At 71.5% G+C, this 26854-nt stretch carries 22 protein-coding genes and 1 pseudogene; 9 read left to right on the plus strand and 14 right to left on the minus strand.

From position 1 onward, the window contains the following. Window positions 1-29: 29 nt before the first annotated feature. From JOD64_RS00580 to JOD64_RS00595, 4 genes are all read right to left on the minus strand, one after another. The gene (locus tag JOD64_RS00580; protein ID WP_239559788.1) at window positions 30-785 is read right to left on the minus strand and encodes an ABC transporter ATP-binding protein; all 756 of its coding nucleotides are present in this window, start codon (window positions 783-785) and stop codon (window positions 30-32) included. A gap of 43 nt (window positions 786-828) precedes the next feature. Continuing rightward, on the minus strand, window positions 829-1833 hold the full coding sequence (locus JOD64_RS00585; RefSeq protein WP_204940350.1) for an ABC transporter substrate-binding protein: 1005 nt from the start codon (window positions 1831-1833) through the stop codon (window positions 829-831). A gap of 23 nt (window positions 1834-1856) precedes the next feature. Further along, window positions 1857-2774 (minus strand): ABC transporter permease, encoded by a 918-nt coding sequence (locus JOD64_RS00590; protein ID WP_307813137.1) that lies wholly within the window; start codon window positions 2772-2774, stop codon window positions 1857-1859. Between the two features lie 166 nt (window positions 2775-2940). Beyond that, on the minus strand, window positions 2941-3660 hold the full coding sequence (locus JOD64_RS00595; protein ID WP_204940351.1) for a cupin domain-containing protein: 720 nt from the start codon (window positions 3658-3660) through the stop codon (window positions 2941-2943). Window positions 3661-3753: 93 nt separating this feature from the next. Here JOD64_RS00595 and JOD64_RS00600 point away from each other — a divergent pair, with 93 nt between their 5' ends. Genes JOD64_RS00600 through JOD64_RS00610 form a run of 3 tightly spaced genes read left to right on the plus strand, consistent with a single transcriptional unit; the run spans window position 3754 to window position 6375 of the window. Next, window positions 3754-4827 carry a LacI family DNA-binding transcriptional regulator gene (locus JOD64_RS00600; RefSeq protein ID WP_204940352.1) on the plus strand — a complete coding sequence of 358 codons (1074 nt, stop codon included), beginning with the start codon at window positions 3754-3756 and terminating at the stop codon, window positions 4825-4827. After that, window positions 4824-5879, plus strand: coding sequence for a phosphotransferase family protein (locus tag JOD64_RS00605; RefSeq protein WP_204940353.1), 1056 nt, complete (start codon window positions 4824-4826; stop codon window positions 5877-5879). Before JOD64_RS00600 ends, JOD64_RS00605 begins: the two co-directional genes overlap by 4 nt. A 10-nt stretch (window positions 5880-5889) precedes the next feature. Beyond that, entirely contained in the window at window positions 5890-6375 is a 486-nt protein-coding gene (locus tag JOD64_RS00610) for a GNAT family N-acetyltransferase (protein WP_204940354.1), read from the plus strand. Between the two features lie 52 nt (window positions 6376-6427). Here JOD64_RS00610 and JOD64_RS00615 read toward each other — a convergent pair whose 3' ends face one another. Then, entirely contained in the window at window positions 6428-7732 is a 1305-nt protein-coding gene (locus JOD64_RS00615) for an MFS transporter (protein WP_204940355.1), read from the minus strand. Between the two features lie 125 nt (window positions 7733-7857). On the opposite strand from JOD64_RS00615, the gene JOD64_RS00620 reads away from it, so the two are divergent. Continuing rightward, complete coding sequence (locus JOD64_RS00620) at window positions 7858-9060, plus strand: NAD(P)/FAD-dependent oxidoreductase (protein WP_204940356.1); 1203 nt, start codon at window positions 7858-7860, stop codon at window positions 9058-9060. Continuing rightward, the gene (locus JOD64_RS00625; protein ID WP_204940357.1) at window positions 9057-9974 is read left to right on the plus strand and encodes an RNA polymerase sigma-70 factor; all 918 of its coding nucleotides are present in this window, start codon (window positions 9057-9059) and stop codon (window positions 9972-9974) included. The genes JOD64_RS00620 and JOD64_RS00625 overlap by 4 nt, the downstream gene beginning before the upstream one ends. 8 nt (window positions 9975-9982) lie before the next feature. Here the strand turns inward: JOD64_RS00625 and JOD64_RS00630 are convergent, their stop codons facing one another. After that, window positions 9983-10888, minus strand: a complete 906-nt coding sequence (locus tag JOD64_RS00630) for a LysR family transcriptional regulator (protein ID WP_307813139.1) — start codon at window positions 10886-10888, stop codon at window positions 9983-9985. Between the two features lie 117 nt (window positions 10889-11005). Here JOD64_RS00630 and JOD64_RS00635 point away from each other — a divergent pair, with 117 nt between their 5' ends. Then, window positions 11006-11944 carry an SDR family NAD(P)-dependent oxidoreductase gene (locus JOD64_RS00635; RefSeq protein ID WP_204940358.1) on the plus strand — a complete coding sequence of 313 codons (939 nt, stop codon included), beginning with the start codon at window positions 11006-11008 and terminating at the stop codon, window positions 11942-11944. A gap of 74 nt (window positions 11945-12018) precedes the next feature. Here JOD64_RS00635 and JOD64_RS00640 read toward each other — a convergent pair whose 3' ends face one another. Further along, window positions 12019-12579, minus strand: a complete 561-nt coding sequence (locus JOD64_RS00640) for an NADPH-dependent FMN reductase (RefSeq protein ID WP_204940359.1) — start codon at window positions 12577-12579, stop codon at window positions 12019-12021. A gap of 136 nt (window positions 12580-12715) precedes the next feature. Between JOD64_RS00640 and JOD64_RS00645 the strand changes: the two genes are divergently transcribed. Further along, a complete protein-coding gene (locus JOD64_RS00645) occupies window positions 12716-13189 on the plus strand; it encodes a MarR family winged helix-turn-helix transcriptional regulator (RefSeq protein WP_204940360.1) in 474 nt (157 codons plus the stop codon). A 33-nt stretch (window positions 13190-13222) separates the two neighbouring features. On the opposite strand, the gene JOD64_RS00650 is transcribed toward JOD64_RS00645, so the two are convergent. The 6 genes from JOD64_RS00650 to JOD64_RS00675 form a co-directional block, all read right to left on the minus strand. Continuing rightward, a complete protein-coding gene (locus JOD64_RS00650; RefSeq protein WP_307813142.1) occupies window positions 13223-13723 on the minus strand; it encodes an anthrone oxygenase family protein in 501 nt (166 codons plus the stop codon). 44 nt (window positions 13724-13767) lie between these two features. After that, window positions 13768-15606 carry an IucA/IucC family protein gene (locus tag JOD64_RS00655; RefSeq protein WP_204940362.1) on the minus strand — a complete coding sequence of 613 codons (1839 nt, stop codon included), beginning with the start codon at window positions 15604-15606 and terminating at the stop codon, window positions 13768-13770. Beyond that, complete coding sequence (locus JOD64_RS00660; protein WP_204940363.1) at window positions 15603-16208, minus strand: GNAT family N-acetyltransferase; 606 nt, start codon at window positions 16206-16208, stop codon at window positions 15603-15605. The genes JOD64_RS00655 and JOD64_RS00660 overlap by 4 nt, the downstream gene beginning before the upstream one ends. After that, window positions 16205-17482 (minus strand): lysine N(6)-hydroxylase/L-ornithine N(5)-oxygenase family protein, encoded by a 1278-nt coding sequence (locus JOD64_RS00665; RefSeq protein WP_204945832.1) that lies wholly within the window; start codon window positions 17480-17482, stop codon window positions 16205-16207. Before JOD64_RS00665 ends, JOD64_RS00660 begins: the two co-directional genes overlap by 4 nt. A gap of 89 nt (window positions 17483-17571) precedes the next feature. Further along, a complete protein-coding gene (locus JOD64_RS00670; protein WP_239559307.1) occupies window positions 17572-19110 on the minus strand; it encodes a pyridoxal phosphate-dependent decarboxylase family protein in 1539 nt (512 codons plus the stop codon). A gap of 4 nt (window positions 19111-19114) precedes the next feature. Beyond that, window positions 19115-20146: an ABC transporter substrate-binding protein gene (locus JOD64_RS00675; protein ID WP_204940364.1), complete on the minus strand. Its 1032-nt coding sequence runs from the start codon at window positions 20144-20146 to the stop codon at window positions 19115-19117. A 72-nt stretch (window positions 20147-20218) separates the two neighbouring features. Between JOD64_RS00675 and JOD64_RS00680 the strand changes: the two are divergent. After that, a pseudogene (locus tag JOD64_RS00680) lies at window positions 20219-20923 on the plus strand (FecCD family ABC transporter permease); the annotation flags it as partial. Window positions 20924-20958: 35 nt separating this feature from the next. Further along, window positions 20959-23004: a penicillin acylase family protein gene (locus JOD64_RS00685; protein WP_204940366.1), complete on the plus strand. Its 2046-nt coding sequence runs from the start codon at window positions 20959-20961 to the stop codon at window positions 23002-23004. Between the two features lie 69 nt (window positions 23005-23073). Here the strand turns inward: JOD64_RS00685 and JOD64_RS00690 are convergent, their stop codons facing one another. Next, window positions 23074-26793: a S8 family serine peptidase gene (locus JOD64_RS00690; protein ID WP_204940367.1), complete on the minus strand. Its 3720-nt coding sequence runs from the start codon at window positions 26791-26793 to the stop codon at window positions 23074-23076. Window positions 26794-26854: the final 61 nt, after the last annotated feature.

Raw genomic sequence — 26854 nt, forward strand, 5'->3', positions numbered from 1 at the left:
TCCGTCGTGCTGGTCGTGCCGATTCGCGCTCAGTGGTTGGCGGCCGCGCTGCCGAGCAACCCACGTAGGTCGGTGGCGAGCCGGTCGAAGCGGGAATCCGACATCACCTGCGCGTAGTCGCGGTGCGCCGGCAACTCGACCGGGAAGGTGCGGATGATCCGGCCGGGCCGGGCGCTCATCACGACGACCCGGGTGCCGAGGAAGACCGCCTCGGCGATGGAGTGGGTGACCAGCACGACCGTGGTGTCGGTCTCCCGCCAGATCCGGTGCAGTTCGGCGTTCATCTGCTCCCGGGTCAGCGCGTCCAGGGCGCCGAACGGCTCGTCCATGAGCAGCACCGGTGGGGAGTGCAGCAGCGCGCGGCAGAGCGCGACCCGCTGCTGCATGCCGCCGGACAACTCGTGTGGCAGCGCCTTCTCGAAGCCGGTCAGCCCGGTCATCTCGATCAGCTCGTCGGCCCGGCGGGCCGCCTGCGTCCGGTCCATGCCCCGCATCTCGGCCTGGAGCAGGATGTTGGCCCGCGCGCCGCGCCACTCCAGCAGCGCGGCCTTCTGAAAGACGAAGCCGATCTCCTTCTGCGGCCCGCGCACCGGGCGTCGCAGCAACGACACCGTACCGCTGGTCGGTGTGACCAACCCCGCGATGATCTTCAGCAGGGTGGACTTGCCGCAGCCGGACGGGCCGACGATCGTGACGAACTCGCCCGGCTCGATGTCCAGCGACACGTCGTCCAGCGCGGTGGTCTGCGATCGCCGGGAGGTGAATCGGACGGTCACCCCGGACATCCCGATGGCGGTGCCGGTGGCGGCCGGTGCGGCGGTCACCCGGTCACCCCTGGGCCGCGTACGAGGAGTCCCAGTACGCGTTCGGCGCACCCGGGTCCTTCAGCTCCGCGTAGCGGGACATCAGGTCGATGGTCTCGGTCCACTGAGCCTCGGTGTTCACCCCGGGCGGGCCTTCGCCGCCGAGCAGCGGCAGGTTGAGGGTGAGTTGCTTGGTGAGCACCTCGGGGGCGGGCTCGTTCTCGGCGAGCGTGACCATCGCGCTCACCGCGCCGGCCGGGTCGCGTGCGGCGTCCGCCCAGGATTTCTGGGTGGCCCGGACGAACTTGCGGGCCAGCTCCGGGTCCTTCTGCAGGGTCTGGGTGTTGGCGATCAGGCCGGTGCCGAGCAGGTTCATCCCGTAGTCGGCGAAGAGCAGCACGTCGACCTTCTTGCCGGTCTTGCTCTCGATGGTGGGCGCCTGGTCGTGGAAGAAGCCCATGATGGCGTCGACCTTGCCCTCGGCCAGAGCGGCGATCTTGCCGGCGGCGTCCACGTTGACCACCTTGACGTCGTCCTTCTTGAGGCCGTTCTTCTCCAGCCAGGCCGGGAAGGTCGCGTAGAGCGCGTCGCCGGGGGTGCCGCCGACGGTCTTGCCCTTGAGGTCCGCCGGGGTCTTGATGTTCTCCTCCGTGAAGAACTCCACCGAGGAGGGGCCTTTCTCCAGGTACGCGCCGAGGCTGCGTACCGGCATCCCGCTGGCCACCGACTTGAGCAGGACGGGGCTGTCCGCCCAGCCGAAGTCGGTCTGCTTCTGGGCGACCTGCTTGACCGTGTTGCCCGAGCCGTTGCCCGGAAGGATCTTCAGGTCGATGCCCTCGGCCGAGTAGTAGCCCTTCTGCAGGCCGTAGTAGAACGGCGCGTGCTCGCCGTAGGGCACCCAGTTGAGGGTGAGGGTGACCTGCTTGCTGCCGTCGGCGCCGGTCTTGCCGGCGGAGTCGTCCCCGCCGCAGCCGGTGGCGGCGAGCAGCAGGGCGGCGGTGACCAGGATGGTGGTGGCGGTGCGTTTCATCGGTGCCTCCGTGATGGGGTCGGTCAGGAGGTGGTGAGTGACACGCTGGCCCGACGGCTGGCGTGCCACGGGATGAGCAGTGCCTCGGCGATCTCGACCAGGACGAACAGGACGATGCCGATGGCGGACATCAGGATCAGGTCGGCGAACAGCAGCGGGGCGTCGAGGTTGCCGTTGGCCAGCAACAGGACGTAGCCGAGCCCTTCGCTGGCACCGACGAACTCACCGACCACGGCACCGACCACGGCGAGGGTGACGGCCACCTTCAGGCCGGCCATCAGATGCGGCAACGCGTTCGGGAAGCGGATCTTGCGGAAGGTGCGCCACGGTCCGGCGCCCATGGTGGCGGCGAGGTCGAGCAGCTCCGGGTCGGTGGAGCGCAGCCCGGCCACGCCGGAGATGACCACCGGGAAGAACGCGATGAGCACCGCCAGGATGATCTTCGGGGTGAGGCCGAGACCGAACCAGACCACCAGCAGCGGCGCGATGGCGATCTTCGGGATGACCTGTGCGAACAGGACGATCGGGTAGAGCGCCTTGTCCAGGGTGCGCGAGTAGGCGATGGCGACCGCGGTGGCCAGGCCCAACGCGGCGGCCAGCACGAAGCCGAGCACCGTCTCGTAGAGGGTGACCAGGGTGTGTCGGGCCAGCTCGGACCACTGACCGGTCATCGTCTCCCAGACCTGGCCGGGCGTGGGCACCAGGTAGTTCGGGACGTACTCCCGGGCGGCCACGAACCACCAGGCGGCGACGAAGGCCGCGAGCACCAGCGCCGGGCGCCAGAGGGAGTCGGCGAAGGTCACCGCCCGGCGGCCGAGCGTCGGCCGAGGCCGGCGGCCACCGGTGCCGGGCGGCGGCGCGGCCACGGTGGACGGTCCCGCGCCGTCGGTGGCCGGCGATCCGGCCCGTCGGCCCGCTGTGTCCAGAGCGTTCTCGGTCACGCGGAACCTCCTCGGGGCCCGGCCCGGCATTCGTGGAAGGGGCCGGTCGGCGGATCAGGCAAACGCTTTCCAGGAGCGTAGGCGGCCCACCAACACCAGGCAAGGCCTTTCCTCGATCTGTTTCCACCGATGCGTGCCCAGCTCGACAACCCTGCCCTGTGGACGGTCAGGCGGTCGCCGGATAGGTGTCGAGCAGCCCACACATACCCAGCCGGCCCCGCTCGACCGGCTCGTCCACCGCGTACACCCCCGCCTCGCCCAGGTGAGCGGGATCCCCCCGTTCGAGGGCATCGAGCTGCGCGCCGGTGCCGGCGGCGGCACGGCCCGCGCCGGCCTCCCACCGCTGCCGCCACCGCGCCAACAGCGGCTGACGCAGCGCGATCGCGGCGGCATGGAACTCGGCCAGCGCCGCCGGACCACCGGACCGCAACGCCTGGAAGCCGGCCACCGCAAGGTCCCTCCTGCGGTACGCGGAGCGCACGTCCGCACCCGGCGCTCCCCCGTCGGGCAGCGCCACCGCGGCCGCGTACGAGGCGGGGTCAGCCAGCACGTCGGGTGGGAACGTCAGCACCGCGTCGCCGGCCTCGGGCAGACCACTGTTCTGCATGAGCACCACAATGGTCAGACCCCCGCCGTTGACCAGGCGGTGCACGGTGCCCGGCTCGAACCAGACCACCGCGCCCGGCCGCAGCGGAGTCTCCCGGAAGCCGGCGGTGGTCAGGGTCTGCACCGCACCCGCACCGTCGGTCACCACGTAACCCTCGGTGCAGCAGAGGTGCATGTGCGGGGTGCCGCCCACCAGGCCGTCCGGAGCGACGGTGTCGTAGACGCGCAGCCGGGAGACCCCGATGCCGCCGGGCAGCGGGGCGGCGAGACGATCCGACACGGCCAGGCCTCCCTGCGGGAAAGGGCTTTCTCTGCGGTACCGTGACGCTAGCCGGCACGACGAAACGCCGTCAACAGACCGAGGGGGCGGGCCATGGCGACCCTGTCCGATGTGGCCCGCCGGGCGGGCGTCTCACCCGCCACCGCATCCCGTGTGATCAACGGCAGCAGCAAGCCGGTCACCGACGAGCTGCGCGAGCGGGTGCTCGCCGCCGTCGCCGAGCTGCAGTACGTGCCGAACGCACATGCCCAACTGCTGGCCCGCTCGCACCGCAGCGCGGTCGGCGTGATCGTGCATGACGTCTCCGACCCGTACTTCGCCGAGATCACCCGTGGCCTGCAACGCGTCGCCACCGACCAGGGTCGGCTGCTGATGATCTGCAACAGCTACCGGGACCCGGACCGTGAGCTGGAGTACGTGGAGCTGCTGCGCGGCCACCAGGTGGCGGCACTGATCCTGGCCGGCTCCGGCTACCACGACGAGGCGTTCACCCGACAACTCAACGAGAAGCTCGCCGCGTACGAGGCGACCGGCGGGCGGGTCGCGGTGATCGGTCGGCACGAGCACTCCGGCGACGCGGTGATGCCGGACAACCGCGCCGGCGGTTACCTCGCCGGGCGGGAGCTGTGCGGGCTGGGGCACCGGGCGATCGGCGTGGTCGCCGGCCCGCGCATCCTCACCACCACGACCGACCGGCTGGCCGGCCTCCGCCAGGCCCTCACCGAGCAGGGCCGCGACCTGCCCGAGCGGCGCATCCGGTACGCCGAGTTCGACCGTGACGGCGGGGCCGAGGCGACCGCCCGACTGCTCGACGCCGACCCGGAGCTGACCGCGATCGCGGCGCTCAACGACTCGATGGCCATCGGCGCGCTCGCCACCCTGCGGGCCCGTTCGCTGGCCGTGCCGCAACAGGTTTCCGTGGTGGGCTTCGACGACATGCCGATCGCCCGGGACGTGACCCCGGCGCTGACCACCGTGCGTCTGCCGCTTGTCGACATGGGAGTTCGGGCGATGTCCCTGGTGCTCGGCGCCGGGACACCGACACCCCGGGTCGAGGTGCTCCCCGCCGAGCTGGTCCGCCGCGACACCGTCGGTCCCGTCCCGCTCTCCCCTCGTGCCACGGCAGGCTCGGCGCCGCGCGCGCGAAGGGGTGACGCCGTGCCATGACCGGGGTCAGCCCGACGCAGCGTCGGATCACGAGCGACGACGTGGCGTACCTGCTCCGTGCGTCGTTCGGGTCGCAGACCCGGGTCCGCGAAGCCGGTCCGCTGGCCGGCGGCGGGTACGCGACGGTCTGGTGGGCGCTGCTCGACGACGAGCGCCGGGTGGTGGTGAAGCTGGCCCCAACGGCCGAGACGCCACTGCTGCGCTACGAACGAGGAATCTGCGCTGCCGAGGCCCGATACTTCCGACTCGTCGCCGAGCAGGCACCACGGGTGCCCGTACCCCCGGTGTTGCATCACGGCACCGACCCGGCGTACGGCGAGTGGTTGGTCACCGCGCTGCTGCCCGGCCGGTCGCTGCACGAGCTGGCCGAGGCCGGTGTCGCGGTCGACGACGGCCCGGCGCGGTACGACCTCGGGGTGGCCCTCGCCGCCCTGCATCGGGTCACCGGCGACCGGTTCGGGTACGACGGCGACCGGGCCGACGGGTCGACCTGGCGGGCGGCGTTCACGGCGATGCTCGACGCGCTGCTGGCCGACGCGACCGAGTGGAACGTCCGGCTGCCGGTGTCCCCGGAGCGCCTGCGCGCGTTGGTGGGGGCGCAGGCCGACGTGTTGGACGAGGTGCGCCGCCCGGCCCTGCTGCACTTCGACTGCTGGGACGGCAACGTGCTGGCGGCGCCCGACGCGGACGGCCGGTTGCGGCTGTGCGGGCTGGTGGACGGGGAACGGTTCCTCTACGGCGACCCGCTGCTGGATCTGGTCTCGCCGGTGCTGTTCCGACGTGTCGAGGACGACCCGGAGCAGCCCCTGCTGCGCGGTTACCGGGCCGCCGCCGTCGAGCCGCTGGTGCTGGACGCGTCCGCGCGCCGACGGCTCGGTCTCTACCGGTTGCACCTGTACCTGCTGATGACCGTCGAGATGCCCAGCCGCGGCATGACCCTGCGGAGCCACCCGCAGCGGCACGCCCGGCTCGCGGCGCTGCTGGATGCGGAGCTGGCCGCACTCGCTGACACTGAACAAAAACCCGTTGCCCGGCCGGGTCACCGCTCGTAACCTGCCCGGCGTGCAGATTCGGGAGTTCGTGGCGGAGGACTGGTCGCAGGTCTGGCCGATCGTCGAAGAGGTGATCCGGGCCCGGGAAACGTTCCCCTACGACCCGGCGATGACCGCCGACGCGGCCTTCGGCATGTGGGCGGAGACCCCGCCGGGTCGGACCGTCGTCGCCGTCGACGGCGAGCGGGTCCTCGGCACCGCGAAGATGGGCACCAACCGACCCGGACCGGGCGCGCACGTGTCCACCGCCAGTTTCATGGTCGCCGCCGACGCGCGGGGCCGGGGCGTCGGCACCGCGCTGTGCCGCGACGCGCTGGCCTGGGCCCGCCAACAGGGGTACGCGGGCATGCAGTTCAACGCCGTGGTGCAGAGCAACCGCTCGGCGGTCGACCTGTACCGGCGGGAGGGTTTCGACGTGGTCGGCACCGTGCCGGGCGCGTTTCGCCACCCCACCCTCGGCCGGGTCGGCCTGCACGTCATGTACCAGGAGTTCTGACCGGGCGAGCCAGCGTGCGGCGGACCACGGCTGGCGGGTGGGGTGTACCGGCTCACGCGGTCGACGGATGCTCCACCGGTGGCTGACCTGCCTGATCCGCCAGGATGGCGGCAGGCGGACGCTCCGGCACCACGCCGGCGCGGCGGATCGGGGTGAAGAGGCCACCGACCGCGACCAGCAGGCACCCCGCCCCCGCCACGAGAGTGACCACCTGGACGCCGTACCGGCCGGCGGCCCAGGTCAGCACGGCCGCGCCGATCGGTCCCAGGGCGTAGTGCGTGCTCCAGAACGCCGAGGTGACCCGGCCGAGCAGGTGATCGGGTGTGATCTCCTGGCGCAGCGACATCGAACAGATCCCACCGACGCTGAGGCAGCACAGATACACCGCGGTCAGCGCGGTGACCGCCGGCACGCTCGCCGCCATGCCGACGCCCGCCACCGCGAAGCCGCAAATCGTGTGCGCGCCGATCCAGGTCGGGCCGAAGCCGCGGCGACGGCGCAGCGGGGCTACCAGCAGCGCGCCGGCGACCGTGCCCAGCGCCGCCAGGCCGAGCACGATGCCGACGGTGCCCTCGGAGCCACCAAGGTCGTGGGTGACGTGGTAGATCAGCACGTCGGTGAAGCCATAGGTCAGGAAGATGAAGACCGACAACAGGACGGTCAGCGCGCGGAGCACGGGCTGTCGCCACAGGAACCGTGCCCCGGCGAGAAACTCGGCCAGCGGCCTCTCCCGGGTTGCCGGTGCGGCGTCGTCGGCCCGCACCGGTCGTAGTCGGATCAGCCACAGACCGGTCGCGGAGAGCGCGAAGCTCGCCGCGTTGACGGCGATGGCGATTGCCGGGCCGAAGCGGGCCGACACCACGCCGGCGAGCAGCGGCCCGAGGACGGCCGTCGCCGCGTACGTCGCCTGTAGCCGTCCGTTGGCCTCGGTGATCCGATCGGAGTCGACGAGGTTGCGGACCGCGGTAACCGCGGCGACCTGGAACAGCATGCCGGCCGCCTCGCAGATCGGCAGCACGACGAAGAGCAGCCAGACCTGCGGGCCGACGAGCCAGACCAGGGGCACCAGGCCGTAGAGCACCAACCGGACCAGGTCCGCCACGATCATCAGAGTGCGGCGGTCGTACCGATCGACCAGCACCCCGCCGAAGATCCCGGCGGTGACGGAGGCCGCGCCCGCCACGGCGGTGAGCAGACCCATCTGCGCCACCGACCCGGTCGCCTGGAGGACCAGCAGCGGCACCGCGAGGTAGGCGAACGAGTCGCCGGCCGCGGAGAGCGACTGCGCTGTCCAGTAGGTGCCGAAGGTGCGGTCCCGCCACAGCGCAGCCCGGCCAGCGGCGGCAGATCGGCTCATCGCGACGAGGGTAGTCGCCACGGCCACCCGACGCCGGCCGTGACGGGCGTCACATCGCTGCGATGTCACGAACCACCGGGCTCCGTGCATCTCGTGGTCGTCAACCCGATCAGAGAGGCGAAACAATGAGCACATCGCAGGGACCTGGCACGGCGGGCACGCACAACGTTCTGATCCTGGGCGCGGGCTACGCGGGCATGGCCGCGGCGACCCAGCTCGCGGCGAGGACCAGGCAGGCCAACGTGCGGGTGACCGTTGTGAACGCGCAGGAGCGGTTCACCGAGCGCCTACGGCTGCACCTGACGGCGACCGGGCAGCGGCTCGCTGAGATGGACATCCCCGAGCTGCTCGCGGGGACGGGTGCGCAGTTCGTACGCGGCTGGGTGACGGCGGTCGACGCCCACGCGCGGACCGTCCGGATCGACGACAGCCGGGTGCTGCACTACGACACCCTGGTGTACGGGTTGGGCAGCGTGACCGACACCGCGACGGTGCCGGGTGTGGAGGAGCACGCGTACACCCTGGACAGCGCGGGCGACGCGGAAGCGCTGGCGGACCGGCTGGCGCGGCTGGGCCGCGGCACCGTCGTCGTCGGCGGCAGCGGGTTGACCGGCGTCGAGGCGGCTGCGGAGATCGCGGAACGACACCCGGAGCTCGATGTCGTGCTGGTGGGCCGGCAGGAGCTCGGGGCGACCATGAACACGAAGGCCCGGGCACACCTGCGGGCCGCGCTCACTCGCCTCGGCGTCCAGGTGATCACCGGGACAGCGGTCACGACGGTGCTGCCCGACGGGGTCGAACTGGCCGGGGCGGGGACTCTGGCCGCCGACGTCGTCCTCTGGACGGGTGGTACGCGGGTGTCGCCGCTGGCCGCCGCCGCGGGATTGACCGTCGACGAACGCGGTCGCGTCGTCACCGACGCCACGTTGCGGTCGGTGTCGCACCCGGAGGTGTACGCGATCGGCGACGCGGCAGCGATCCGGCAGGGCTACGGTGTGCTGCACGGCACCTGCCAGAGCGGTATGCCGACCGGCGTGCACGCAGCGGTGTCGATCGCCCGCACGCTGAGGGGCAAACAGCCCAGGCAGTTCCGGTTCGGCTACTACCACACGCCGGTGAGCCTGGGCCGAAACGATGCGGTCGTGCAGTTCACCCGGCCCGACGACAGCCCTCGCCGAGGGTGTCTGACCGGGCGTACGGCGGTCTGGTACAAGGAGACCGTGAGCGCATCCCCCTGGCCGACCTACCGCCGCATGACGACAATGCCCTCCTCCGGCGCCTTCTGGCCGCGCGGCGGCCGCTTCACTCGCCTGCGGGACGCACGGTGACGCCCCTGGCGAACGCGGACCAGCAGGTGTTCCACCGTCATCGCAACCTGCTGTTCTCGGTGGCCTACCGCATCCTCGGCACCGCTGCCGATGCCGAGGACGCGGTGCAGGACGCCTGGATCAGATGGTCCTCGGCCGACCGCTGCCAGGTTGCCGATCCCAAGGCGTATCTCGCACGCATCGTGTCGAACCTCGCGATGCAGCGTCTGCGCTCGACGCGGCAGCAACGCGAGACCTACGTGGGGCCGTGGCTGCCCGAGCCGATCCTGACCGATGGTGACACCGCCGACGTCATCACCGACGCCGAGTCCGTGTCGATGGCGATGCTGGTGGTGCTGGAGACGCTCAGCCCGCTCGAGCGTGCGGTGTTCGTCCTGCGTGAGGTCTTCGACTTCAGCCATGCGGAGATCGCGGTGGCGGTGGAACGCTCCGAGGCCGCGGTGCGCCAGACCGCCCACCGTGCTCGCGAGCACGTCCGGGCGCAGCGGCCACGCTTCACCGCGGACCGGTCACAGCAGCGCGGCGTCACCGAGCGGTTCCTCGCCGCCGCGACCGGTGGCGACATCAACACCCTGCTGGAACTGCTGTCCCCGGACGTCACGTTGTGGACCGACGGCGGCGGTAAGGTTCGCCAGGCCCTGCGTCCGATCAGGGGCGCGGAGACGGTCGCCGCCTGGTTCGCGGCCATCGGCACCGTCACCTACCAGGGCGTCGAGCCGCACGACATGCACGCCGCCCTGGTCGAGATCAACCAAGGCCCGGGCCTGGTGTTCAGCGGAGCCGGCCGGGTGATCGCCACCATCTCCTTCGACATCGACGCTGACGGTCGCATCACGACCATCCACAACGTCGCCAACCCCGACAAGCTCCGAACCGTCGCCGACGGCACCACCCATCAGCTCGAGACGAGCTGAGCTGGCCGTCAGCCGGTCTTGGTGAGGTCAGTCGTGGCGGCGAGTTCCGTGACCACGTCCAGGAGCCGGTGCAGGGCGGGTGAGGTGTTGCCCGGCAGCCACACCATCTCGGTCTGCGCGTAGGCGCCGGTCAGCGGGACGAACACCACGCCGCTACGACGCAGGCTGGCTGCCGAACTGGCGAGCCGGGTGACGCCCAGCCCGGCGGCGACCAGGCCGAGGAGGCTCTGCACGCTGGCTTCCTCCTGGACGATGTTCGGTACGAACCCCGCTTCCCGGAACTGGTCCTCGAAGGTGCGGTGCCAGGGTTCCCAGGAACTGCGCGGCGTGGTGAGCCATGGCTCGTCCGCCAGGTCGGCGAGTTCCAGCTCGGCGCGGTCGGCGAGCGGGTGGCCCTCGGGCAGCACGGCGCACACCGGTTCGCTCGCCAGTTTCCTGGTCTCCAGGCCGGGAACGAGTGTGGTCCGGGTGAAGGCGACGTCGTAGTCGCCGCCGAGGACACCCTGCACCAGGGATGCGATGCCGGTGGACTCGGTGGCCAGGTGCAGACCGGGAAGTTGGTCGTGCACGGCCCGGACCACCGGGGGTAGGAGGTGGTTGGCGACGGTGGTCAGGAAGGCGAGTCGGAGGGTGCCGACCTCGCCGCGCAGGGCGCGTCCCACGACGGCGACGGCCTCGTCGGCGCGGTCCGTCACGGCGCGCGCCTCGGGCACGAACAGGGCGCCGATGTCGGTCAGGGTGGTGCCCCGGGAGCCGCGGTCGAACAGCTTCACTCCGAGGGTGCGTTCCAGGGCGGTGATCTGCTGGGACAGCGACTGCTGGGCGATCATCAGGCGGGCGGAGGCCCGCGTGAAGCTCAGCTCCTCCGCGAGGACCAGGAAGTATCGCAGTTGCCGCAGCTCAGGGGTGGCCACAGGGACAGACTGTAGCCATGTCAGGAAGCGTGTGTTGGCCGTCTCGCAGACCTCCGCGCACGATCGTTCGGGAGGCGGTAGCCGCCACCTGATGACACATATCGAAGGAAGTTGACCATGAGTGCAACACGCTTCACCACGCCTTTCAACGCCCGGTCCACCGCCGCTGACGTGGTGGCCGGTGTCGACCTCACCGGGCAGCGCGCGATCGTCACCGGCGCCTCGTCGGGCATCGGTGTCGAGACCGCCCGGGCGCTCGCGACCGCGGGAGCCGAGGTGACCTTGGCGGTACGGGACGTGCAGGCCGGCGAGCGGACAGCGGAGGACATTCGGAGCACCACGGCGAACGGGTCGGTCCGCGTCGCACCGTTGGACCTTTCCGACCAGGATTCGATCGCGGCCTTCGTCGCGGCCTGGGAAGGTCCCCTGCACATCCTGGTCAACAACGCCGGGGTGTCGGCGACCCCCGAGAGGCGGACGCCAGAGGGCTGGGAGTTGCAGTTCGCCACCAATCATCTCGGCCACTTCGCGCTCGCTACGGGGCTGCACCGGGCGCTCGCGGCAGCCGGCCAGGCCCGTGTGGTGTCGCTCAGTTCCATCGCCCACGTGCAGGCGCCGATGGTCTTCGAGGACGTGAACTTCCGCGAGCGCCCCTATGACCGCATGCTCGCCTACGGCGAGTCGAAGACCGCCACCGCGTTGTTCGCGGTCGAGGCGAACAGGCGCTGGGCCGGTGACGGCATCACCGTGAACGCGGCCAATCCGGGTGCGGTCGCCACGAACCTGGGCCGGCACCTCACCCCAGAGGACTACGCGAACCTTCCGGCATTCGACTTCAAGACCCCGGAGCAGGGGGCCGCGACCTCGGTGCTGTTGGCCGCCTGGCCGCAGCTCAGTGGCACCGGCGGCCGGTACTTCGAGGACTGCAACCAGGCGGTGCGCCACAGCGCTGAAACGCCGTTGCAGGGCGTCGCCGACCACGCGATCGACCCGGCGGCGGCCGAGCGACTGTGGCAGATCTCGCTCGACATGCTCGCCGAAGCTCGGCGTGCCTGACCGGCCGGGAAATGAGCAGACGGAGACGGCCGCGGGAGGTATCCCGCGGCCGTCTCCGGAAATGCTCGAAACGATCAGGCCTGGCGCAGCGGAGCCAGCGCGGTGCTCCAGGCGACCACCTGGTCGAGGGTGGTGGTCAGCGCGTCCTGCTGGAACTGGTTGGGCTTGAACACGCTGAAGTTCTCGAAGTCGGTGAAGAGCGACAGAGCGACCTGCGAACGCACATCGGCCATCTGAAGCTCACCAGAGATCAGACGCAGGTGCTCCACGGCGCGTGCGCCGCCGACCGAGCCGTAGCTGACGAAGCCGACGGCCTTGTTGTTCCACTCGGCGTACAGGAAGTCGATCGCGTTCTTCAGGGCACCCGAGGTGGAGTGGTTGTACTCGGGGGTGACGATGATGAACCCGTCGTACGACGCGATCGTCTCGGCCCACCGCAGCGTGTGCGGCTGGGAGTACTGGCCCATCGACGGCGGGTACGCCTCGTCGAGGTGCGGCAACTGGTAGTCGAGCAGGTCGATCAGCTCGTACTCCGCGTCGGAACGCTGCTTGGCGATCTCGAGCACCCAACGGGCGACGGCTTCCCCGTTACGCCCCGGGCGGGTGCTTCCGAGGATGATCCCGATCCTGGTCATTTTGGCACCTTTCAGAAGTCCTTGCCTGGCGACGTGAACGCTAATCGGTGCTTGCTTGGTCAAGCAAATACTCTCGGCGTGGTCACGATCACACTGAGAGTGGGCAGTTGCTCGGTCAAGCAACTATGATAGGGGGATGTCCGATCCCTCCGCAGAGCCGCTGCAACCCCTCACGCCCGACGAGGAGGCCCTGGTCCGCGCCCTGGGCCACGTGATGCACGTGCTGCCCCGCACGATCGACGCCGACATGGTCAACGACCGTCAGCTGCCGCTCACCGAATACACCGCCCTGATGAACCTGTCCGAGGCGCCGGGTCGGCGGATGCGGATGAACGAGCTCGCCTCGGCCTGCTACCTCTCGCTCAGCGGCATGACCCGCACCATCATCCGGCTGGAGACGCAGGGCCTGGTCATGCGGGAACGCTGCGAGGAGGACGCCCGGGGCTGGAACGCCGTCCTCACCGACGCGGGCTTCGCCCGCCTGGAGGAGTCCTGGCCCAGTCACCTGGCCGCCGTGCGCCGGCGGTTCCTGCAGCACTTCGAGGGCTTCGACCTCGCCCAGTTGGCCCGCGCGTTCCGCGGGGCGGGGACGGCCGAAACAACCGACTGAACGGCGCCCGACCGCCCCGCGCGGGCAGGCGGGTCAGCCCGGCAGCCGACCCGCCGCGACCAGCGCCCAGGCGAGCAGCCCGAACGCGGCGGTCGAGGCGACGGCCCGGACCACGTTGCCGCGTACCCAGCTGACCTCGAAGCGCGCCCGCAGAGCCGCGAGGTCCGTGACCCGGTCGACGTCGCCGGCACGGGCCAGCACGTTGTTGAGCGGCACGTTGACCACGGCGGTGACGCCGAGCACCACCACGTACAGCACCAGCGCGGCGACGATCCACGGCAGCAGCGCGCGGCGCTCGGCACCGAGATGCAGCGCCGCCGCGAGCAGCGTGAACAGCAGCGCGCCCCCGAAGCAGACGGCGAACCATCCGTTGAGGATCGACTCGTTGATCCGCTGCATGGCGAGCACCAGCGTCCGGTCGTCGGCACGCCCCAGACCCGGCAGGACCGCGTACGCGAAAGCGGCGAACAGCCCGGCGGTCAGGCCGGTGGTCAGGGTGGCGGCGAGCAGGCTTGCGGTACTCAGGAATCCCATGCTCTCCATTGCACCCGTTGGGACCCGCCCGCACCAAATTGCCGTCACCGGGCCGGGGCGTGGGCCGCCAGCGGGTTGGTGAGGGTGCCGACGAACTGGAGCGCGGCCGACGGGTCGGCCAGGTCGATCATCTGCTGGTTGTCGCGCAACTGGAGTCGGTTGAGACAGGACAGCGTGAACTCCGGTGCGAACAGGTCGTAGTGGCGAACCCGCTCGGCCAGGTGCGGCACCCGGTCGAAGTAGTCGGTGGCACAGGCCGCGACCGTGCGCCAGAAGTCGTCCTCGGCGAGCACACCGGCCTCGACCAGCACCGCGTTCAGGTGCCGCAGGAAGCAGTCCACCACGTCGGTGAAGATGGTCAGCAGCTTGGTGTCGTCGGGCACGTCGACCCGGATCCGCTCCACCGCGGCGGGCAGCTCGACCTCGGCGCTCATCACCGCGATCTCCTCGGCGATGTCCTTGAAAATCACCCGTTCGACGGTGTCCCGTTCGTCGAGGACCAGGATGACGTTCTCGCCGTGCGGCATGAAGGCCAGATCGTGGGCGTAGAAGCTGTGCAGCAGCGGGGTCAGGTAGGCGTCCAGGTAGCGGCGCAGCCACACCTCGGGCGCCAGCCCGGACCGGTCGATCAACGCCGCCGCCAGCGAGCCGCCGTCAGCGTCCACGTGCAGCAGCGCGGCCATCGTGGACAGTCGCCGTCCCGGTGCCAGGTCGGGCACCGGGCTCTCCCGCCACAGAGCGGCCAACATCTTCCGGTACGGGGAGGTGCGGTCGGTCGCCGCCTCGTACTGCTGATGCCGGTAACCCACCGCGGCCCGCTCCCGGATGACGGTCAGGCCGGTGCCGGCCAGCACCTCGTCGCCGGCGATGAGGTCGGCCAGCCAGTCGTTGATCGCCGGGGTGGCTGCCATGTACGCGGCCGACAGCCCCCGCATGAAACCCATGTTCAGCACCGACAACGCGGTCTTCACGTAGTGCCGGTTCGGCTCGGAGACGTTGAAGAAGGTGCGGATGGACTGCTGGGCGAGGTACACGTCCGGACCGGGGCCGAGGTGCACCAGCCGACGCGCGGCCAACTCCCCGGCGAAGGTGACGGCCAGCTTGTTCCACCACTGCCACGGGTGCGCCGGGATCAGGTGGTAGTCGGCGAGGTCCAGGCCGAGGGCGGCCATCGTGGCCGCGAACCGGGCCCGGGTCTGCGCGTCCAACTCGCCGTCGATCAGCGTGTCGTAGTCGAGGTCGGCGGCGCTGCTGAACGTCGAGTGGTTCCGGTGCGCGGCGAGCCACTCCAGCCGGACCGGGGCGGCGGCCTCCGGGGCGTACCTGTGGTATTCGTCGACGCCGAAGCCGAGCCGGCCGTTGTTGGCCACGAAGCAGGGGTGACCCTCGGTCATCGACGTCTCGATGGTCTGGAAGTCCGCGTCGGCCAGCTCCGCGGCGCTCGGCGCGGCCTGGGCCAGCTTGTACGCGGTGCCGGCCAGCGTCGAGGTGATCTCCTCCAGGTAGACCGGGAGCACCCGCGCGGAGAGCCCCAGGGCTCCACGCAGCTCGATGACGAGGTCCACCGCGTCCGGCGGTAGCGAGTCGCCGTCGCGGTGCCGGGTGATGCTGTCCGCGTCGATCTGCCAGTGCGCCAGGGCGAGCACCCGCGCCGCGAACCGGTACGTGACCGCGCCGTCGTCGCTGCGGACCTCGTACCACTGCCGGTCATCGGGGCCCGGCACGGGCTCCGGGGTGAGCAGCCGTTCGTGGGTGAACTCGGCGAGCGCCTTGCGGACCAGCAGCCGGTTGGCCCGGGCCCAGCGCTGCGGGGTGAGATGCCCGACCGGGTCGCCGGAAGCGGTGGGCGCGGCGAGCTGGGCGGGGACGGCGGTGGCGGTCACGCCGGGACTCCTTCGATTCGGGTGGCGGCGCGGTCGGTGGCGGCGCGATCGGTGGCGGCCTGGAACTGTGCGCGGGTACAGACGTTGAGCAGCGCGTCCTTCTCGGGCTTGGCGATCGGGCCGACGACCTCGAAGCCGACAACCGCGTTCAACGCGTGCACGGCGGTGTTGCGCACGTCCGGCTCGACCACCACCCGCCTGGTCGTCGGATCGGCGAAGAGCCAGGTCATGACCGTGCCGAGCACCGCCCGGGTGAAGCCGTGCACCGGAGTGCCGACGGGCGCACAGAGGAAGTGCATGCCCACGTCACCGGGCTGGTGGTCGTAGCGACCGACCAGCTCGACGTGGGCCGGGTCGTAGCGTTCGGCGAGGAACGCGGGCCTCCCCCGCCACAGCCCGAGGTACGCGTCGTGGTGCGGGTGCTCGGCGATGCGCTGGTACTCCTCGGTCACCTGGGCCTCGTCGGCGTCCTGCATCAGCCAGAACGCCGCCTTCGGGTGGGTCACCCAGGTGTGCAGCAGTGCGGCATCGGTGACCGGGTCGAGCGTGCGCAGCGCGAACTCGCCGAGCCGACCGTCGGCGTGGGTGAAGACGACGCTCACGACGTCACCCCGAACTCTTGGAAGGTGATGCTCTTCTCGATCGGGTAGTACTCCCGGCCGAGCAACTCGCGAATGATCCAGGAGTTGCGGTAGGCACCCATGCCCAGGTCCGGTGAGGTGATGCTGTGCGTGTGGGTGCCCGCGTTCTGCAGGAAGATGCCCCGCCCGCTGTGGTCGATGCTGTAGTTGCGGGCCACGTCGAAGCGCCCGTGCGCGTCCCAGCGGATCCGCTCGTGCACCGGCGCGAGGAACGTCGGCACCTGGTAGCGGTAGCCGGTGGCGAAGACGAGGCCCTCGGTACGCAGGGTGTAGTCCCGCTCCTGCTCGACCTGACGCAACCTGAGGGTGTACGCCCCGTCCTGGTAGCCGGCGCCGACCAGCTCGGTGTTGGTGAGCAGCCGGGTGTTCACCGGCCCGTCGACGCTCTGCGCGTACAGCAGGTCGAAGATGTCGTTGATCAGGTCGGCGTTGATCCCCTTGAACAGGCCCTTCTGCTCGGACTCCAGCCGGTAGCGGGTCGCCTCGGGCAGCGCGTGGAAGTAGTCCACGTAGTCCGGTGAGGTCATCTCCAGCGTCAGCTTGGTGTATTCGAGCGGGAAGAACCGCGGCGAACGCGTCACCCAGTTGAGCTGGTAGCCGTACCGGCCGAGGTCGCCGAGCAGGTCGTGGTAGATCTCGGCGGCGCTCTGCCCGCTGCCCACCACGGTGATGCTGCGCTTGGTGCGCAGCGCGGTGCGATGCTCCAGATAGCGGAAGTTGTGCACGGCGTCGCCCGGCAGGTCGGCGACAGCGTCGGGCAGGTGCGGCGGGGTACCGGTGCCGAGCACCAGGTGCCGGGCCCGATACTCGACGGTCTCCCCCGTGCCGGTGCTGGCCCGCACCACGTACCGCTCGTCGGCGGGGTCGTACTCCACGGTGGTCACGCTCTGACCGAAGCGCAGGTTCGGCAGCTTCGCCGCCGCCCACCGGCAGTACGCGTCGTACTCGCTGCGCAGCGGGTAGAAGCTTTCCCGGATGTAGAACGGGTAGAGCCGGCCGATCTCCTTGAGGTAGTTGAGGAAGGAGTACGGCGACGTCGGGTCGGCGAGGCTGACCAGGTCGGCGATGAACGGGGTCTGCAACCGGGCCGATTCCAGCAGCATGCCGGGGTGCCAGGCGAGGCTCGGCCGGGCCTCCAGGAACACCCCGTCCAGTTCGCCGATCGGCGCGGTGAGGCAGGCCAGTCCCAGGTTGTACGGGCCCAACCCAATGGCGATGAAGTTGTGGGTGGACATCGGGGTCTCCAGGCGCGGGTTCGTGGTCACCGGCGTCAGCCGACGGGACGGGTTGATCGGCATCAGCCGACGGGACGGGTTGATCGGCATCAGCCGACGGGGCAGGTCAGGTCGGCGGCGACGTGGTCGTGCACGTACCGGCCGGCGTGGCTGGCGATCAGGTCGAGCACGTGGCCGACGTCGTCGATGGTGGTGGCCGGGTTGAGCAGGGTGAACTTGAGGAAGTGCCGGCCGTCGACCCGGGTCCCGGCGACCACGGCGAGGCCGGACGCCGCGAGGGCCTCCCGGGCGTGCAGGTTGGCGGCGTCGGCCAACTCCCGGCCCGGGCCGGTGGGCAGGTAGCGGAAGACCACAGTGCTCAACTCGGAGCGGGTCACCACCTCGAAGCGAGGATCCTCGCTGACCAACTGCCAGGCATCGGCGGCCCGTTCGACCACCTCGTCGAAGAGCGCACCGAGCGCGTCCGGGCCCATCACCCGCAGGGTCAGCCAGAGTTTCAGCGCGTCGAAGCGGCGGGTGGTCTGCAGGCTCTTGTCGACCTGGTTGGGGATGCGCTGCTCCACCATCCGTGCCGGGTTGAGGTAGTCGGCGTGGTAGGTGGCGTGGCGCAGCGCTTGCCGGTCGCGGACCAGCAGCGCGCTGGAGCTGACCGGCTGGAAGAACGACTTGTGGAAGTCGACGGTCACCGAGTCGGCCCGCTCGATGCCGTCGAGCAGGTGCCGCCGCGTCGGCGAGACGAGCAGACCGCAGCCGTACGCGGCATCGACGTGCAGCCAGACGTCGGCTGCCGCGCAGATCCCGGCCAGGTCGGTGAGCGGGTCGATGGAGCCGAAGTCGGTGGTGCCGGCGGTGCCGACGACAGCCATCACCACCAGCCCGGCCTGCCGGCACCGTGCGATCTCCTCGCGGACGGCGGCCGGCCGGATCCGGCGCCGGGCGTCGGTGGGCACCGCGATCACCGCGTCCGGGGCGAGGCCGAGCAGCTTGGCCGACTTCTGCACGCTGAAGTGACCAGCCGCCGAGGTGAGGACGCGCAGCCTGGGCAGCAGCTCGGCGCGCGCCGCCGGGCCGATCGCCTCGGCGCACGCCTCCTCGCGGGCCAGCAGGAGCGCCTGCAGATTGGACTGACTGCCGCCGCTGGTGAAGACGCCGTCCGCGCCGGGGCCGAGACCGATCCGCTCGGCGGTCCAGTCGATCAGCCGTCGTTCGATGAGGGTGGCCCCGGCGCTCTGGTCCCAGGTGTCCAGTGACGAGTTCACGGCGGTGAGCACCGCCTCGCCGAGCAGCGCCGGGATCGCCACCGGGCAGTTGAGGTGGGCGAGGTAGCGGGGGTGGTGGAACCAGACGGCGTCGCGCAGGTAGACGTCCTCCAGCTCGTCCAGTGCCGCGCGGGCGTCGCCCAACGGCCGGTCCAGGTCCACCCGGTCGACCAGCGGGGCCAGCTCGGCGGGGGTGATCCCGGTGCCGGGGCGATCGACGGTGGCCACCCGGCGGGCAACCCGGTCGACGCCGTCGGCGATCGTCTGCCGGTATCGCTCAACCGAGCCGTCGTGCAGCAGGTGGGCCCGCGCGGCGGTTGGCACCAGGGGCGGCGCGGTCATCTCGACGGGGTACGTCGGCACAGTCATGGCGTCAGCTGACCTTCTTCGCGGCGCGGATGGCGGTGGCGAGGTTCTCCAGCAGCGGCGCGGCGCCGGCGTATGAGAAGCGGGGCACCGCGTCCCACGGGGTCACCTGGTTGGCCTTGACCGCCGGCAGTTGCAGCCAGGTCGGCTTGGCGGTGAGGTCCTTGGGCTGCAGCGCGGTGCTGCGGTTGTCCAGCAGGATCACGTCGGCCGGGAACTTGCCGGTGCTCTCCCAGCTCAGCGCCTCGAAGTAGTCGCCGGCTTCGAGCTTGGTGGGGACCACGATGTCGACGCCCAGCTCCGCGAAGTACATCAGGTCGGTGCTGACCTTCGGGTTGGAGACGTAGAAGAGGTCGGGGCTGCCGGAGCAGGCCAGCACCTTGATCCCGGGGTTGGTCCTGACCGCCTGCCGGACGGCGTCACTGGCGGCGTCGAAGCGCGCCTTCGCGTCGGTGACCTTCTTCGCGGACAGGTCCGCGCCGAGCGACTCGGCCAGCGCCGCGTACCGCTCGATGGGCTTGGTCATCGGTACGCGGGCGGTGGTGATCGCCACGCTGGGCGCGAGCGGGAGGATCTTGTCCTTGCTCTCGTCCGGCACGTACCAGAGCGCGTCCGGGTCGTACATGTGGGTGACCAGCAGTTCGGGGCGCAGCGCCGCGTACTTCTCCAGGCTGAACTCGCCCCACACGTTGCCGAGGATCTCGACGGCTTCCATGTTCAGGTCGCCGGCCTGCGGGTCGGCCGTGCCGTCGGCACGCTTGGTTTCCCCGAAAACGCCGACGAGTTGCGCGTCCAGACCGAAATCGATCAGAGCTGCCGCCACTCCGGTGAAGGCCACCACGCGGGCCGGACGGGTCGCCGCCTCGACCTTCTTGGCGCGGTCGTCAGTGAACGACCAGGGGCCACTTCCGTTGCCGGCAGAGGGCTTCGCGGTGTCGTCCTTGCCGCAGCCAGCGAGCAGGGCAGCCAGCGTGGCGACGCCACCGGCGGCCAGGAGGCCACAGCGGGAGAGGCGGCGGGCGGACAGGGCATCGGGCATGGTGTTGTCTTTCGATCAGGGTTGGTCGGGGTCGACCGGGGCGGCGGGGTTAGGTTAGCCTAACCTCGGTCATTGTCAACAGCGGTTCACCGTGTCACCACAACCCCGGAGCCCACACTGGACGCCACACCCACCGTCACCAGGCCGGCACCATCAGTGCCAGCCACGGACGCCGTACCCCCGGTGCGGCGTGGCCGTCGGGCGGCCCGCTCCGCCGGCCTGATCGCCGCCGTGGTGCACCGGATGCGCCTGCCCCGTACCCTGCTCGGGCTGCTTGCCGGCGCCGCGCTCGCGCTCGTCTACGCCGTCGGCGGCGGGCGTGGCGCCACCCCGGCCCGCCTCGCGCTTGCCGGTGCGGCGCTCAACGCCACCCTCTACTCGTACGTCAGCGCGGTGATGCTGTTGGACACGGCCTCGCTGGAGCGGCTGCGGTTCTGGACGGTCGGCTCGCTGGCCAGCGCGGACGCCGCGACCGTGACGCGGGTGCTGCCGTTCATCCTGGTGGGTCTGCTGGTGGCGCTCGCCGCCGCCCGCCCGCTGAACGCACTCGCGCTCGGCGATGACGCGGCTAGAGCGCTGGGCGCCCGACCCGCGCTGATCCGCGCCGCCGTGATCGTCGCGGTCACTCTGCTCTGCGGCGCGGCGACGGCCGCGTGCGGTCCGATCGTCTTCGTCGGGCTGCTCGTGCCGCACCTGGTACGCGCGCTGACCGGCCCGGACCTGCGCTGGCTGCTGCCGTACTGCGCGGTGCTCGCGCCGGTGGTCGTACCCGCCGCCCGGCGCCGGGCCACCGCCACCGCATCGGAGCGGGCATGAAGTCCCGGCGTTTCCGCGACCCGTGGGGCGTGCCGCACCTGCGTGCCGACGACCCGCTCGCACTGGCGGCGGCACAGGGTCGGGTGACCGCGTACGACCGGGCCTGGCAGATCGAGGTCGAACGGCACCGCGCCCAGGGCACCAGCGCCGCGTTCCTCGGCGTCGACGCACTGGGCTGGGACCGGTTCGCCCGGCAGGTCCGGCTCGACGACACCGCACGCCGCTGCCACGCGGCGCTCGATGAGGCGACCGCCGAGTGGGTGGACGCGTACGTGGACGGGGTCAACGCGGGTCTCGCCGCCGGGGCGGCCCGGGCGCCGGAGTTCGCCGCCACCGGGCTGTCCCCCGGCCGGTGGGAGCCGTGGACACCGTTGGCGGTCTGGCTGGGCCACCACATCCTGTTCGCGGGGTTTCCCGGCAAGCTCTGGCGCGAGCACGTGGCGCAGCGGCTCGGTCCCGACGCGGTCGAGGCCTTCGCCACCGACGGGCCGGCCGTCGCCGGCAGCAACGGGTGGTTGCTCGCCGCCGAGCGCACCGGCACCGGAGCCGCGCTGCTCGCCGGCGACCCGCACCGGTTCATCGAGGATCCCGGCGTCTACCAGCAGATCCGACTGGCCTGCCCGGAGTACGACGTGGTCGGGCTGGCGGTGCCGGGTGTGCCGGGCATCGCGCACTTCGGGCACACCGGCCAGGTGGCCTGGGCCATCACCAACGCGATGGCCGACTACCAGGACCTGTACGCCGAGCGGCTGCGTCGCCAGGGGCACCGCGTGCAGGCTTTCGGCCCGGACGGTTGGCGGACCGTGCACTCCCACGTCGAGACGATCGAGGTGGCCGGGGCCGACCCGGTCGACGTCGAGGTGGTGGAGACCGACCGGGGTCCGGTGATCGTCGGTGGGCCGGACGACGAGACGGCGATCAGCCTGCGTTATCCACCCCGGGTCCGCGCCGAGCTCGGCTTCGCGACGCTGCCGGAGCTGCTGCGCGCCCGCACGGTGACCGAGGTGGACCACGCGCTGCGGCATTGGGTGGAGCCGGTCAACGTGGTCCAGGCCGCGGACACCGCCGGTGGGCTGCTGCACCGGGTCGCCGGGGCGGTGCCGTTGCGGCATCCGGACAACGGCCGGCGGGTGGTTCCCGCCTGGGAGGCCGCGTACGCCTGGCAGGGCTGGTACGCGCCGCTGCCGCGGGTCGAGGTGGTCGGCCGGGCGGTGATGGCCAACGAGCGAGGGCTGGCGGCGCCGCTCGGGGTCGAGTTCGCCCCGCCGCACCGGGCGCACCGCATCGCCGAACTGCTCGACGCCGGTGCGGCCTGGACGGCCGACGAGATGGCCGCGGTGCACACCGACACCTACCTGGGCTCGGCCGGCCCACTGTTGGCGGTGCTGGCCGAGGCGACCGGGCTCAACCCGGCGGCCGCCGCGCTGCGCGAACGGCTGCTGCGCTGGGACCGGCGGATGGCCGCCGACAGCACCGACGCCGCGGACTTCGCCACCCTGCGGGCCGCTGTCGTACGCCGGATCGCCGCCCACCCGGCGTTGGCCGCGCTGGCCGAGCCGCCCGCGTACCCGGAGGTGTTCGCGCCCTGGCTGGCGCTGACGCCGCGCGTCGGTCACGCACTGGAGCACCTGCTCGGCGCGACCTCGCTGCCCGGCGTGGACGTGGCCGTGCTGGTCCGCGCGGCGGCCGACGAGGTCGCCGACGCATCTGGGCAGGTGCGCTGGGGTGACCTGCACCGGCTGGTGCCGTGGCGGGCGCTGCCCGACCCGGACGGTGGGCCCGGGCCCCGACTCGACGGTGACCACGACTGCGTGTTGGCGACCTCCAGCGTGCCCGGGGTCACCCATTGGTCCTTCCGGGGGCCGGCGGCGCGTTTCGTCTGGGACCTGGCCCGGCGCGCGGACAGCCGTTGGGTGGTGCCGCTGGGCGCCTGTGGGGTGCCCGGCGACCCACACCACGGCGACCAGAGCGCCGCGTGGTTGGCCGGTGAGCTGCTTCCGGTGAGCACCGACTGGGACCAGCTCACCGAGGAGCAGGCCTGACACCGGAAACGGAACGGCCGCCGGCCGGGATGCGCGGGGCACCCCGACCGGCGGCCGGCCACTGTGGCGTCAGCGCAGGCCGAACGCCCGGGTGATGTCCTGGCTCACGGTGTTGCCAGCCGAGTCCCGCGCGGTGGTGCGCAGGCTCACGAAGCCGGCCTTCGCCGGTGCCGACAGCGAGGTACGCCAGCCGTCGCCGTGCCGGGTCAGGCGCTGCTTCTGCCAGGTGGCGCCGTCGTCGTAGGACACCTCGACGGTCACCGGACCGACCGTGCCCGAGATGCCGGGCAGGTGGGAGGCGACCACGGTCAGCGGCGCCCGCCGCGACGCCTTACCGTCGGAGTCGATGGCCACCTGGTAGTCCAGCTGGATCATCGGCAGCGGCTCCGACGACTCCTCGCCGGTGGCCGCCGAGCTGAAGCCCCACTCGGTGCGGGTCTGCCGGGAGTACGGGTTGGTCCAGGCGGCCCGGTCGTTCTCCACCACCAACCGGTACGGCAGCCGCTGCTCGGCCAGGCCGGAGACCTGGAGGTATTCGGCGTTGCCCCAGTTCAGCTCCTTGTCGCCCTGGTAGAGGGTGGTCCGGTTGACCATGTCGTAGTTGGCGCCCGCCTCACCGATGTGGCCACCCCCGTCGCCCCAGCCGGGCGCGGGCAGGTAGACCGTGTCCAGGTAGCGGATCGGCTGGTAGCCCAGCGCACCCATCCGGGGTCGCTGGATCGGGCCGAACCACTCGACGGTGCTCCGCTTGCCGGCCGGGTACCGGACCACGTCCATCATGTGCTGGCCGGTCTCACCGGCGATGAACGCGTCGTCGAGCCACCGCTGGTCGGCGCTCACCCAGTCGGTGCGCCGCCCCTGCGCCGGGGCGGGCTCCTGGTTGCTCGACGCCATGCCCCGCCAGATGTCGGTGCGGAACTCCAACGCCTTGCCCGGCCGGTAGTTGCGGAACTCGACGTCGACCCGGGCCAACTGCCGCGCGGAGGGCCGGTAGGTGGGGTCGGCCGGCACGGTGCCGGTCCAGTGGTGCGCGACGTCGTACAGGTAGCTGGTTTCCGGATGCGACTCGACGGTCAGCCGCACCGTGCCGCGCTCCACCGCCGCGACGAGCTGGTCGCCCTCGTCGGCGGTGAGCGTCGCCACGGTCACCGGGGCCGGGCTCTCCGGGCTCCACGGCGCCTCGTCCCAGGGGTCAAGCCGGCCCACGCCATCGTTGACCACCAGCAGCAGCTTCGCCCCGGCCGCCGCGGCGGCCTGCGCCTGGGTGGCGATGTCCACCGTGTCGCTGCGCCGGACCACCACCGCCCGGTCCCGGACCGGACGCTTGGCCAGACCCGCCGCCGACGCGTCGGCGACGTAGACCGCGTCCAACTGGCGACGACCGGCCGGCAGCGCGGGGGTCGCCCGCTTCACCAACAGATCGTCGTACGAACGGCCGCCGACCGAGACCGTCAACGCTGGCTGCTCAAGCCGCCACCGGGCACCGAACTCGAACTCGCCGTCGGTGACCTCAGTGCTCGTCGGCAACGCCCACATGCTGTCGTACGAGTCGTTGGGCAGCACCTGACTCTCGGTGAGGCCGTTCGCGGTGGACCGGTGGATGTCCATCCGCAGCGCGGTGGCGGTGGACTCCTGCGGCACCTCCGCCTGCACCTGCCGAGCGGCCCGCGCGTCCAGCGTGACGGTGCGGTCCCGGTCCAGGTTGACGTCGGTGAAGCTGAGCATCGCCATCCCCTTGGAGCGCGGCCCGTTCACACCCCGCACGTCGGCGGAGATCCAACCGGTCCAGCTCGCCACCGGCAGCCGCAGCGTGGCGGTGCCACTCTCGGGCAGGTCCACAGCGGTGAACAGCCCGTCGGTGGTGAGGATGACCTTGCCGACGAGCGGCTTGCCGTCCCGGTCCTTGGCGATCAGCGTCAGGTTCTGCCGCTGGCCCTCCTTGCCAGCACCGATCAGGGTGCGACCACGGACCGTACCGGCGTCGTCAGTGGCGACGATCATGCCGCTGACCTGCTTCTCCACCGGCAGCTTGTCGTACTTCGCGGTCAGCGTCACCGTGGCGGTCCCGCCGGCGGCCACGGTGACCGTGTCAGCGGAGAGAGCGAACAGACCGGCCGGCGCGGTGGCCGCGTCGAGGGCCAGCCGCAGCGTGACCGGGGTGCTGCCGCCGTTGGTGTAGGTGACCGTGCGGTCGACGGTCATCCCCGGCTGCTGCGGCCAGGCCTGGAAGCCGGAGTAGGCGCTCGGGGTGGCGAAGACGGTGGCGTGCACGGCGGCGACCGCGTCCACCCGACCGGCACCCGCCTGGTACGGGGTGTAGTCGGGGGTGGCCTTGACCGTGCTGACCAGCGCCTCCTTGATCCGCTGACCGGTCCAGTCCGGGTGTGCGGCGGCGACCAGCGCGGCCGTGCCGGCCACGTGCGGGGTGGCCATCGACGTGCCGCTCATCAGCGTGTAGTCCCCGGAGCCACCCCGTACGAGGTGGGAACGGGCGGCCAGGATGTCCACGCCGGGGGCGGTGATCTCGGGCTTGAGCCCGCCGTCTCCGGCACGCGGGCCCTGGCTGGAGAAGTCGGCGAGATGGTCGGTGGAGTCGACCGCGCCCACGGTGAGGGCGGAGTTGGCGGCTCCCGGGCTGCCGATGGTGGCCGGGCCGCTGTTACCGGCGGCGATCACGAAGAGCGCGCCGGTCTCGGCGCTGAGCCGGTCGACCGCCTGGCTCATCGGGTCACTGCCGTCGGTGGCCTCACCGCCCAGGCTCATGCTGACGACGCGGGCCTTCTGCTCCCGGGTCGCCCACTCCATGCCGGCGATGATCCACGAGTCCTGCCCGCTGCCCTCACTGTTGAGGACCTTGCCGATGTGCAGCCGGGCACCGGGGGCGACGCCCCGCTCGACACCGCCGGACGCGGCGCCGGTCCCGGCGATCGTCGAGGCGACGTGCGTACCGTGTCCCTTGTAGTCGAGGATGTCCGGCTCTTCCGGCACGAAGCTGTTGGACTCGGCGATCTGGCCGGCCAGGTCCGGGTGCTCGGCGTCCGCACCGGAGTCGAGCACCGCGACGTCGACACCGGCGGCGGTGTTGCCCTCGGCCCACAGCTTTGGCGCACCGATCTGCGCGGTGGACTCGGACAGGTCGGCGTGCACCCGGCCGTCCAACCAGATCTTGGCGATGCCATTGGCCAGGGTCGGGGCGTCACCGCTACGGCGCGCCGCCGAGCCGGCGGTGAGCGCGGTCCAGAACCGGCCGGCGGTGGCACGCTGACGGGTCAGCGCCGCGCCCTGCACGCTGTCCAACGGCCGGACCAGCTCGGCGCCGTCCACCGTGGGGCGGGTCCGGTTGCGGGCCGCCGCGTCGGTCATGGTGACGATCAGCGGCAGCTTGTCGGTGTGGGCGTCGTCGTAGCCGTCGGCGATCAGCTCGGTGACGTTGAAGAGCTGCCGATCCAGCACGCCGCTGGTGACGTACGGCAACGCGGCGTCCGGGTACACGTACGTGTCGCCATGCAGCACGGTGCGGTGGAAGGTCGGCGTGCTGCCGTCCGGTCGACGCACGGTCGACACGGTGCTGCCGTCCGCCGCGGTGGTGACCGTGACCGTGTCACCGGTGATCAGAGTGACAGTGGACGCACGTCCGGCGGCGGCCGGCGGAAGGCCCACCGGACGGTCGGGGGTGTTCGGCGGGGCGGCGGACGCCCCCGCGGCGGGTGGGGTGAACCCGGCCGCCAGGGTGAGGGCGGTGCCGAGGGCGATCAGCCCGGATCGACGACGCCGGTGGGACAGAGCCAAGATGACCTCTTTGTGTCGAGAAGTGGTACGCAGCACAGCATCGGTGCAACGCCCACTCTCA

The organism is Micromonospora luteifusca (genome assembly GCF_016907275.1).
GTDB classification, from domain to species: Bacteria; Actinomycetota; Actinomycetes; order Mycobacteriales; family Micromonosporaceae; genus Micromonospora; species Micromonospora luteifusca.